The sequence below is a fragment of the Streptomyces sp. A1136 genome, assembly GCF_004795055.1.
GTDB lineage: Bacteria > Actinomycetota > Actinomycetes > Streptomycetales > Streptomycetaceae > Streptomyces.
This window is the reverse complement of record NZ_SSBJ01000060.1, coordinates 19,759-29,802: the sequence shown is the minus strand read 5'-3', so window position 1 is coordinate 29,802 and position 10,044 is coordinate 19,759. Positions and strand designations below refer to the sequence as shown.

Sequence of the window (10,044 nt, the reverse complement as noted above, 5' to 3'; positions counted from 1 at the left end):
TCTGCATGCCCGGCCGTGCCAACTCCGCCCGCAACAACAGGGCCAGGACGCCGCCGATCACGAAGAAGACGAACGAGGAGATCAGATAGAGGTGCCCGATCTTCTTGTGGTCCGTCGTCGACAACCACGAGGCCAGCACGCTCCCCAACGACCTCCCGGGGACCGGGATCGGAGTCACAGGCTCGGTCGACGTCACCATGCGGAGGTCCTTCGCGAAGTACTGGGCGGACGGCGGCGCACTCATGCCCCGGCGGGGGCTTTACACATGCCTTAAGTGTTTACTCCAGCACCCTCTCGACACCGGCGCCCGGCCGACGGCGCGTACGGGTGCCCGAAGCGCTTTCCGGTTGACCGCAAAGGCGTTTTCTTCCCGGGTCGCCAGAGGGATTACGACCGGCCTGTCGGGTAGCCGCCCGGTGAAAGACCAAGAACTCCCACCCACTCCTCGGTGGCCGGCCTGGCGATGGCATACACCGCTCCCAGCCGCGCGCCCCTGTGATCGGAGGCGGATTCCGTCCGACGCTGTGGCTGTGCGGGCTCCTCAGCGACCCTGGCAGCGCAGCAACTCGTGACACGGCAGACGGAGGAAAATGGTATGGCTGTGCACAGTCACCACGTTATTTCGCGCCCGGCAGGGCGGCAGCAGAGCCTCCTCAAAGGGCAGCACGACCAGATCGTCGGTCTGCTGATGCTGGTGGCGGCCCTGGTCCTGTGCCTGGTTCCGATGGCTCAGCAGGACGGTGCCAAGGATGCCCAGGTCAATGAGGTCATCGTCGGCACCATCGTGCTGTTCGCGGCAGGCTCGCGACTGTACCGGGGGGCGGGGATCCGGTCCGACGTGATCGTCGGCCTGTGCGGGGTATGGCTGATCGCCTCCCCGTTCGTACTGGGCCTGCAGAAGACGTCGTTTTATGAAAGCAACCGTGTCTACGACGTCGTACTCGGCAGCGTCCTGGTGCTGCTTGCGCTCGCGGGAGGGCTGCTGCTGCGGGCGGCCAAGCGCCAGGAACGCACTGCAGAGGTCGTCGGGACGCGCAGCGTAGGCCGGAAGCCCACCACCGCGGTCGAGAGTTCCGACTCCGATCAGCCGCCGCTGGACAACTGACGAGGCTGGCCGCGCGCGGGGTGGCGTCTACGGTCCGATACATGCGCGCCCGCCCCAGGCGTCCGAGGAGGTATCGGTGGCGGCACGGACCGGTCAGACGCGCAGCCTGTGGCGCTCTGGCCCGCCCGACCTGGCCGGACGGCGGCGACGCCCGGCGGCGGAGCGAGGCTTCGCATCGGGTGTGGGACCGCCAGGTGTCCCTGACAGACCTATCGGCCGTAGGCGTCCCTGCGGGGCAACGGGCCGACGCCCGCATGTCGACCGGGGCGCAGGGCGGCATGGCGTCGCCCGGGCCCTGGACCGTTGCGGGCGGCGAGGGCGTCGGCGACGGCGCCGGTGGTGAAGGCGTAGACGGCCTTGTGCAGGAGGTCTACCACGAGTTCCCCACGGGGCCAGGTCTGTGGCGGCGCGCCGACTCCGGTGGCGTTCTCCAGGAGCTGGTCGTTGGTGAGGCGGACGACGGTGAACTGGGCCGAGGCCACCGGTCCGCGCAGGCCGGCGTTGGCCATGGCCGAGCGAAGGACGCCCAGGAGGGCGGCTTGGCCGAAGTGCATGGTCCAGTTGACGGCAAGCGGCTGCTTACCGGACTGTTCCCGCATACCGGTCAGTCTCTCGAGGACGCGCGCGGGGACGTGGGAGTCGGACCGAGCAGTGACCTTCTGCTCGATCTTCTCCCCCAGTGTCATCACCAGGCCACCGGCGGTACCGGCTACGAGCCCCTGCCACAACGCGCGCTTGATCATGTCTGTCGGGTACCCGACCGAGTCGCCGCCATCCACCTCAGCCGGCCAGGTGTATCCCGTTGCCGTCCCGGCTCACCCGGATGCCCTCACCCGGCGCTCAGCGTGTGAGGGCGGGGAGACGTACACCGCGGGCAACGGCATCCCACGGAAGGCAGCGCCCTCCATGATCCGGCCCCGGCGCGCAGACGCGTCAGGCGCCGAGCTGCGATAACGCTGCCTGCAAGAGCGAGGCCAGTACCTTCGGGTCGGCTTTCTGCGGAGGGCCGAGGGCCGCCATGGCGGCCAGGTCTGCCGAGGAGACGACGCGCAGGACACCCGCATAACGGGACTCCTGCAGGTCGGCCGCACCCACGACTTCCACCCGACCCGCGATGCAGATGAGGACCTTCTCTTCGTTCGACGCGTCGAGCAGGGCCCGTACATGATCCGGTGTGACGGTCATATTGCCCGTCCCAGGTACGTTCGCAGATCCTGCGGCCTCGGATTCGCCGTCCACCATGGCGTCCTCCTGCGCGCTCCTCACGCGGCCCCTGCCCAGGCCGACGCAGGCTACGCCTGTGCGCCAGCCCCGACACTTTGAGCCTCCGGTGTGCTTATAGAGCCTCCAAGTCGGAAAGGCGCAAGGACGCAAGAACATTCGGAGGAGGTGCATGAGGCATGCCAGGTTCCGGAACGAGTGACGACAGCAGGAGCCACGAGTCGCCGCTGGAGCAGGTCACCGGCGAGAACGATGTGACCCCGCAGGAGGAGCGGGGCGGTCCACCGCCAGCCGCAGGGCCCAGCCGGAGTTCCGAACGGGTCGGTGACGGCGCGAAGGAGTCGTCGGGCGAGGGCGAGGAGGAATAGGCACCGAATCGTCCCGGCCAGTCCTGTCGGCGGCGGGTGCCGGTACCGGACCTCGCCGGTACCGGCACCCCCTTCGCGCGGCCGCTATGCGTCGGGGCGGATGACGGCGCGCGCATCCGTCGGTCCTTGAGTTGGCCGCCGCGAGCCATTCCAAATCGGGATGTCGCGCTGATAGGACCTGAAGCAGGAAGGGGCCAGGTGCTCGCTCCGGCCCCGACCGACCCTTTGAAGCGCATGCCATGAAGAAGGGAGCTTGGCCGCTCGGCGCAGTATGCCTGGGTGCACTGTCAGCTGCGGTGCCGTATCGCGGCTCGCAGGAGCCAGGCGGCCAAGACCGCGGTGAGGACGATGGCGACTTTCGCCCCGCGGCGTGCCGACGTTGTGTCGCGGGCACGGTCGTACAGGCTCAGCGGCAGGCCGGCCAGGGCGTTGCCGGGAGGGCGGCGCGGTACTGACGGATGGGGATGTGTGGGCGCAGTGCGCCGTACGGTTTCCCAGGCCGTGCCCAGGCTCCGCAGTCGTGCCCTGTCGTTACCGAGGGCCTCCTGCAGGCGGGGAAGGAGCAGGTCTTCCTCGTCGCGGATGTCCTGGCGGATGACGTCGAAGGCCCGCGAGGTGAGTTCGCGGTGCCTGGGGTAGGCCGGATCTGTGCGCTCGATGGCGGCGACGAGGACGTTGATCTCCTGGTGTTCCTGCTCCACGCGAGAGGTCAGAGCATCGCCGTCCGGGTGGAGTCGCCGCAGGGCCGGCCAGAGAACGGTCTCTTCGGCGAAGGCGTGCGCAAAGGTGAACTGGATGATGTCCTTGAGGATCTGCTGTCGCTCTTCGGGCGGGTGCGGGTCGGCGTCGTAGCGGCGCATGAGCCGGTCGAGTTCCTCGTGGTCCCGCCGTTGGCGGGCCAGGATGCTGGCTTCCCCGCCGAGCTGCTCGATGCTCTGTCGTGCGATGGACGAGGGCATGGGGTTGCTCCTCACACTTGGGCCAAGAGGATTCCGTCAGCTGTCCGGTCGGCTCGCGGACGTAGTCAGGGGGCGAGCGCGCCTCACCGGCTCCTGCCCTCTCGCAGGCGCCGTAACGGATCTCGTCCAGCAGTCTTTCGGAATCCCGCCACGGAGCTGCCCGCTGCTCGTCGGCATGGGCGAACGTGTCGCTGCGACGCCTCTGCAGTTGGGGGCTGCGTCATGGCCCATCTCCTCGTCTTCGGGTCGCTCTTCGACCCGTCGTCCACCAACGGGCCATGCGCTGACATTGCCGGGTGCAGATGCTGTCTTTCCCCCACCGGAACACTCATGTTTTGGATGAACGGGGTCTGTGGAGAACGGGGTCGGCGGCCCGGCACGGAGATGGCCTGCCGCGGCCATGGTGGGGACTACAGCCCCGTTCGAGGGCGCGGCGGAGACCGGTCAACCGGAGGGGTCGTCTTCCTCGACCGCTTTGACGAGAGCCGTATAGCCCAGGTTCAGGGCGTCGGAGACCGCGACCGCGGACAGCGCCCGCACCACAGCGGACGCTGTCCGCGGCCAGACCATGAGGGCCGCGGTGAGGCCGGTCGCCACCCATACGCCCAGGCAGAACGGGCAGGTCAGCGGCTCCCCGACCGTCTGGTGGCCGGGCTTGGGCACCTCGTTGAACTCCGCCGGGGCTCCTGCCTCCTCCACGTCGGTGAACGGGGCGCGCAACGGCCGGGTGACGTTGGCCTTGCTGAGCAGTCGGGTCAGACGGAAGGTGGCCGTCGCCGTCAGCAGTACCTCCGGGAGCGCCACGGGCACCACATTACGGTTGCCACGGGTCCGTACCAGGAGAGCCCAGCAGCCGGCGTAGACCCCGAAACCGGCCAAGGCGAGCCCGTGTCTCGGCGAAGCGTAGCCTGCCCCGGTTGCCGCGCGGCCGTGGAAGTCCGCCAAGCACCCTAGGCGGGCGATGGTGTAAGCGAGAGAACGGGGCGGCCTCACCGTCTTCACAGCTCCTCCCCACCGGGCAGTCATCGGCACCCGGACGGCTGCCCCGCCGGGCGGCGTGCGGGGAAGCGTCGCGAGTACACCATGTCGCTCATTCCGCGCAGAGGGGGTGCGGGTTCGTGCGAGGCCCATGGCCCCTGCCGCCATGCTCATGTGTCGAAAGGGACATGCATCCGCCGTGGAACGTGGGTCCGAGTGTCTCCTCGTCCGAGCTGCACAAGGGCAGCCGGTCACCGGTCACCCAGGTGCGCATCCGCGGGATCTGTGACGGCATCGCGGGTACACGTAGCGCGCCCCCCATAGCCGTCGTCCGTCAGGAGACCAGCCGTGATGCGTCGCGAACAGGCCGATGCCGGCTCCCAGGAGTGCCCCTGTCTGCCACGGCGGTCGCTGGCCGTGTGCCTTCTGATAGGGGTGGCGGTGATGGCAGCGGTCGATGAGATCGTCTTTCACCAGCTCCTGCACTGGCACCACTTCTACGACGCCTCCACCCTCGGCGTCGGCTTGCTGTCGGACGGCCTCTTGCACACCGGCGAGCTTCTGGCTCTGGTAGCCGGCTGCTTTCTCTTCGCCGATCTCCTGCGACGCCGCGCCCTGGCGCCTGCCCACGCCTGGGCCGGGTTCTTCACGGGCCTGGGCGTCTTCCAGCTCTTCGACGGGATCGTCGACCACAAGCTGTTGCGCGTGCACCAGATCCGCTACGACGTGGACATCACCCTCTACGACTGGGCCTGGAACGCCGCCGGTCTTGTGTTGCTATTCCTCGGCATCACGCTCACCGTGCGGGCCCGCCGCCACGCGTCCGCGACGGCATGATCCACACGCATACCCATCCCGGGTACGAGAGCACGGCCGTCTCTGGCTTTTTTGCCGCCGCAGCCGCGCTGGCGGCCGCATTCATCTATCTACTGGCGGCTGCGCGGCTGCGTCGGCGAGGAGACAGGTGGCCTTGGCAGCGCGACGCCTCCATCACCGCCGGCGGCACCGCCCTGGCGTACGCGGGTACCGGCACGCTGCCGGGCCCGTCGTTCACCGCGCACATGGCTCAGCATCTCATCGTCGCCATGGCGGCCCCCGTGCTGCTGGTCCTCGCCCGCCCGCTCACGCTGCTCATGCGGATCCTGCCCGCCGGGCCGGCCCGCCGGCGTCTGCTGTCCGTCGTTCATGCCAGGCTCGTGTCCTGGCTGCTCTTCCCGCCCATGGCCGCCGCCCTGGACATCGGCGGCCTGTGGCTGCTCTACCGGACGCCTCTATTCGCCGCCACCCATCACCGGCCTCTGCTCGGCGCGGCCGTCCACGCGCACGTCTTGGCCGCGGGGCTGCTGTTCACCTTCACCGTCTGCCGGCTCGACCCCGTGAGCCGCAGGTGGAACCTGGCTGGCGCGGTGGCGCCCTCCTGGCCGCCGGATGGGCCCACACCGTCCTCGCAAAGACCCTGTACGTGCTGCCTCCGCCCGGTACCGCCTTCACCTCCGCAGACCTTCAGGGCGGTGCCCAGCTGACGTACTACGGCGGCGACATCGCCGAGATCGCCCTGGCCACCGTGCTCGCCGCCCAGTGGTACACCGCCACCGACCGCGCCCGCCGCCGCGCCCGCCGCCGCTCCACCACGGTCAGGAGGCCGCAGACCGAGGACGCCTCCGCGTGAATCCTCGGCTCCCCCGGCGACGTCGGGCGCCCGACACAGCCTGCCGGGCGGCCGATGACCGGGATGAGGACGGAAGGGTCGCCAGGTCAGCTCTTGGCCCTTGCCTTGCGTACGGCGTCCTTGGTGCGATCCATGCGTCTGGCGGCTGCGGCGACGGACGCCACGGTCACGGCGCGGTCCACTTCGGCGCTCACGTGCCGGTTGAACTGGTCGCCCAGATGCGTCCAGCGGAACAAGCGCTGGCAGTGGTGGCGCGAGCGGGACCCTGAGCGTGTCGCCGAGAGCAAGGAGGTGGGAAGGCGCCTGCGCGAGCAGTGGCCGGGAGGCTGACGCCGGTGCGTGGGCGTGCGCTCAAGGCAGGCATCGACTGCGGCGGCCAGGTCCTCACGCAAGGTGAAACATCCATGTGCCGGTCGATCATGCCCCGCACCTGCGGTGGAAGGCCGCTGAGATGGACGGCCAGGCCGAGACTGCGGGCGGCATCCAGAGGATCGAGGATGGCGCCGTCGAACGCCGTGTGCTCGTCCAGGTCGAAGACCAGCACGCTCGTCGACCGTCGATCAGTGACGACGTCGCCCCGCCTGACAGCGGAAGGGGGGTGGCGTCATCGGTGCCGCCACCCGGCGTAGGGCCTACCGGGCGGACGACTCCAGACCTCACCGGCGCCGTCGGCGACTTCGGCCGGCCCATGCTCCGCCGCCTCACCACCGGTGCCCCCGCCCCGGACCCGGACCGGCAACAGCATCCACGCGCCCCCACGGTGACCTTTACCCCCGGTGCGAAGTGTCTCGGCGCCTTTCATGCCGGTACCTGGGATGCTGAAAGCAACAGCCCCCCAGGCCGGAAAAGAGATGGCGGGCGTGGACGAGACCGAGCGTGTGCTGCGGATGCTCACCGGCATGCTCGCCGAGGGGCACCTGGCCGGCTTCGACCAGCTCCCGGAGCTGCTGGCCCAGCACACCGGCCAGGCGGGCATGACGGACGTGCGGCTGTACCTGACCGACCTGCGCCAGCAGGTTCTCACGGAGGTCACCGGACGAGGCCTGGACGCCGCCGAGGGCGGGGAGGTCTTCACCGTGGACGGCACGCTGCCCGGACGCGTCTTCGCCGCCAGCCACCCTCAGCGGGGCGCGGCCGGTGAGCAGGGCCGGTGGTGGGTTCCCGTACTGGACGGCACCGAGCGCCTCGGTGTTCTGCGGGGCGATCTGTCCGACGGCGATGGCTGCGAGCGGTTGGAGACGGTGGCCTCGTTGATGGGCATGCTGGTGGCCAGCAAGCGCCCCAGCAGTGACGCCGCCGCCCGCCTGGTGCGGACCGCGCCGATGAATGTTGCCGCAGAGCTGCAGTGGAATCTGTTGCCGCCGCGTACGTTCGCGAACCGGGACGTGGTGATCGCCGCGGCGACGGAGCCGGCCTACGAGATCGGCGGGGACGCCTTCGACTACGCGATCGCCGGCGACCAAGTCCATATCGCGGTCTTCGACGCCATGGGCCACGACAGCCACGCCGGGCTGACCGCCAACCTGGCCGTGGCGGCCTGCCGCAACCACCGCCGCCAGGACACCGACCTGGTCACCACCAGCGAGTGCATCGAGCAGGTCCTGGTCGACCACTTCGGACACCGCACCTACGTCACCGCGGTCCTGGCCGACCTGAACGCCACCAGCGGACTGCTCAGCTGGGTCAACCGCGGCCACCACCCACCGGTACTGATCCGCGCCGGCCGCTGGACCACCACCTTGAACTGCCCACCCGCCCACCCACTCGGCACCCAGCTCAGTCTTCCCGTCACGCTCTGCCGCGAACAGCTGGAACCCGGCGACCGCGTCCTGCTCTACACCGACGGCATCACCGAAGCCAGAGACAACCGCGGACGTGAATTCGGCCTCGCCCAATTCACCGACTTCATCATCCGCCACCACGCCGACGGCCTACCCGTCCCCGAAACCCTGCGCCGCCTCATGCACGCCGTCCTCGACCACCACGGCGGCCAACTCAACGACGACGCCACCGTCCTCTGCCTCGAATGGCACGGCCCCAGCCGCAACACCCACCTACGCCCCACCCACCACCAAAACACCACCCCCCGAAGCCCCGGCCGAAGCCCCTCCCCCAGCCACACCAACCCCGGCCAGGAATGACCACAGCGGTGCGATCGTCCGGTGGCCTGCCAGCGGCGGCCACGGAACTACGGCTCGGTCTGCCGGGTCCTGCCAGGCGCGCCACCGCCGGCGGTGACGCCACCCCCTGCCACGCCCGGCAGGGCGGACACGGCAGATGTCCGGACGCGGGTGCCCACCCCGAGCGCTCGGGGCATCCGGGGTGGGCGTGTGCGTCCCAGCATCTTCAACGAGCCGCAGCAGAAACGGTTCCGCAACCGTCCGGCCGTGAGTCGAGCCGGCGGCCGACAGGGACGTGCCCGGCAGGAAGGAGCACCGTTAAAGCGGTATGAACCAATCCGACGACCTCACCGACCAGGAATGGGACGCGGTCCGCACCCTGCTGCCCCGCTGCGGGCCCGGTGGCCCCGACAATCGGAACATCATCAACGGCATCCTGTGGCAACAAAGAGGCGGCCGCCGCTGGCACGACCTGCCAACCCGCTACGGACCCTGGCACCGCTGCGCCGAGCGCCTGCGGCTGTGGAACACCGACGGCACCTGGCACAACATCCTCACCCTCCTCGCCTCCCACCGGCCGCTCGGCGGCAGCCGCCCACTCCCCCGCGACACCGGCGACGCCGAAAGCCACACAAACACGGGGAAACGCAACGCCGACGACTGGAACACCCCCTGGCTCACGTAAACATTCAGCGCCGCAGGCGGTTGGGTGCCCCCAACCGCACCCCGGCCCGCGCAGCGCGGGGCCCGGCCCTCAGGCGCTGCGGGGTTTGCGGCCGGCAGTCTTCTTCGTCGGAGTCTGCTTCGCGGCGAGGCTCGGGGCAACATCGGAAGCCCGCACAGCTCCCGATGCGGTGAGGTCTGCCGCTGCGGGGCCGGAACCAGGTTCTCCTCGATGTCGCCGCCCACCAGTTCCGCGTCTCTGGCGTCAGGGAAACCTCGTAGGAGTGCGAGGCCGGGGCCGCTTACGCTGGCGCCGTGTCTGCACCGGCCGCCGTGATACCCCTGCCGGCCAGTCAGTGTCGCCGTGCCGAGGGGGACGGGGGTGGCGAGCGAGTCAGCCCGGTTCGGCGTCACCGCGACCAAGGCAGAGGCCAGCACGCGCTGAGTTCGATGACCATGAAAAAGATGTCGTAAGGCGGCCACGCAGACCGGAGCTTCGAGATGCACCGGGAACCGGTAGGCAAGCCACATGCTCGTGACGATCTCCAGACCGTGCCGGCCTATCCGATGCGGATCGGGGGCCTGGACCGTGGGCAGGGCCGGCACGGGCAGGTAGCCGGTTACGGTAGCTGGGCCGGATCGGTGACCCGGCCACCTCTCAGTCCTGTCGGCACGGACATCGCGGACCTCGGGGCGGGCTGTGCCTTGTATTTCCAAAGAAGTTGAGCCGGAGCCCGTTCTTGTGAACAAAGCCAGCAGACCGACCGGGTCCCGGCGGGACGCGTTCCGGTGGACGTGCCACCCACCGAACTCCGGGTAGGGGACCAGGTCCTCACGGGTGGTCGTCTAGGGCCGCATCAGGCAACGTTCGCCCCGCGGGGGCGCGAGTGATGATCTTGGTGATATCGTCGGCGTCGCCGTGCACCACTGCGAATTTGAGGAGGTGAGACCGATCAACACT

10 protein-coding genes and 2 pseudogenes are annotated in these 10,044 nt (G+C 69.5%); 6 read left to right on the top strand and 6 right to left on the bottom strand.

Annotated elements, in window-relative coordinates:
- Window positions 1-199 (bottom strand): annotated as a pseudogene (locus E6R62_RS34560) (cytochrome ubiquinol oxidase subunit I); the annotation flags it as partial.
- A 396-nt stretch (window positions 200-595) separates the two neighbouring features.
- Here E6R62_RS34560 and E6R62_RS34555 point away from each other — a divergent pair.
- Entirely contained in the window at window positions 596-1,105 is a 510-nt protein-coding gene (locus E6R62_RS34555) for a hypothetical protein (protein WP_136217433.1), read from the top strand.
- A 209-nt stretch (window positions 1,106-1,314) separates the two neighbouring features.
- Here the strand turns inward: E6R62_RS34555 and E6R62_RS34550 are convergent, their stop codons facing one another.
- Complete coding sequence (locus E6R62_RS34550) at window positions 1,315-1,848, bottom strand: hypothetical protein (RefSeq protein ID WP_136217432.1); 534 nt, start codon at window positions 1,846-1,848, stop codon at window positions 1,315-1,317.
- 190 nt (window positions 1,849-2,038) lie between these two features.
- A complete protein-coding gene (locus E6R62_RS34545; RefSeq protein ID WP_136217431.1) occupies window positions 2,039-2,347 on the bottom strand; it encodes a hypothetical protein in 309 nt (102 codons plus the stop codon).
- A 158-nt stretch (window positions 2,348-2,505) separates the two neighbouring features.
- Between E6R62_RS34545 and E6R62_RS34540 the strand changes: the two genes are divergently transcribed.
- The gene (locus E6R62_RS34540; RefSeq protein WP_136217430.1) at window positions 2,506-2,694 is read left to right on the top strand and encodes a hypothetical protein; all 189 of its coding nucleotides are present in this window, start codon (window positions 2,506-2,508) and stop codon (window positions 2,692-2,694) included.
- A gap of 287 nt (window positions 2,695-2,981) precedes the next feature.
- Here E6R62_RS34540 and E6R62_RS34535 read toward each other — a convergent pair whose 3' ends face one another.
- Complete coding sequence (locus E6R62_RS34535; RefSeq protein WP_136217429.1) at window positions 2,982-3,653, bottom strand: hemerythrin domain-containing protein; 672 nt, start codon at window positions 3,651-3,653, stop codon at window positions 2,982-2,984.
- Window positions 3,654-4,097: 444 nt separating this feature from the next.
- Window positions 4,098-4,457, bottom strand: a complete 360-nt coding sequence (locus tag E6R62_RS40000) for a DUF1360 domain-containing protein (protein ID WP_168714270.1) — start codon at window positions 4,455-4,457, stop codon at window positions 4,098-4,100.
- A gap of 618 nt (window positions 4,458-5,075) precedes the next feature.
- Between E6R62_RS40000 and E6R62_RS34525 the strand changes: the two genes are divergently transcribed.
- Window positions 5,076-5,468 (top strand): DUF2243 domain-containing protein, encoded by a 393-nt coding sequence (locus E6R62_RS34525; protein ID WP_306432505.1) that lies wholly within the window; start codon window positions 5,076-5,078, stop codon window positions 5,466-5,468.
- A pseudogene (locus E6R62_RS42290) lies at window positions 5,465-6,300 on the top strand (cytochrome c oxidase assembly protein). Before E6R62_RS34525 ends, E6R62_RS42290 begins: the two are co-directional and overlap by 4 nt.
- A gap of 86 nt (window positions 6,301-6,386) precedes the next feature.
- On the opposite strand, the gene E6R62_RS39995 reads toward E6R62_RS42290, so the two are convergent.
- On the bottom strand, window positions 6,387-6,536 hold the full coding sequence (locus tag E6R62_RS39995; RefSeq protein ID WP_168714269.1) for a hypothetical protein: 150 nt from the start codon (window positions 6,534-6,536) through the stop codon (window positions 6,387-6,389).
- A gap of 624 nt (window positions 6,537-7,160) precedes the next feature.
- Here E6R62_RS39995 and E6R62_RS34515 point away from each other — a divergent pair.
- Together E6R62_RS34515 and E6R62_RS34510 are read left to right on the top strand one after the other, a co-directional pair.
- On the top strand, window positions 7,161-8,441 hold the full coding sequence (locus E6R62_RS34515) for a PP2C family protein-serine/threonine phosphatase (RefSeq protein ID WP_306432504.1): 1,281 nt from the start codon (window positions 7,161-7,163) through the stop codon (window positions 8,439-8,441).
- A 307-nt stretch (window positions 8,442-8,748) separates the two neighbouring features.
- Window positions 8,749-9,105, top strand: coding sequence for a transposase (locus E6R62_RS34510; protein WP_136217426.1), 357 nt, complete (start codon window positions 8,749-8,751; stop codon window positions 9,103-9,105).
- The last annotated feature ends 939 nt before the right edge of the window (window positions 9,106-10,044 follow it).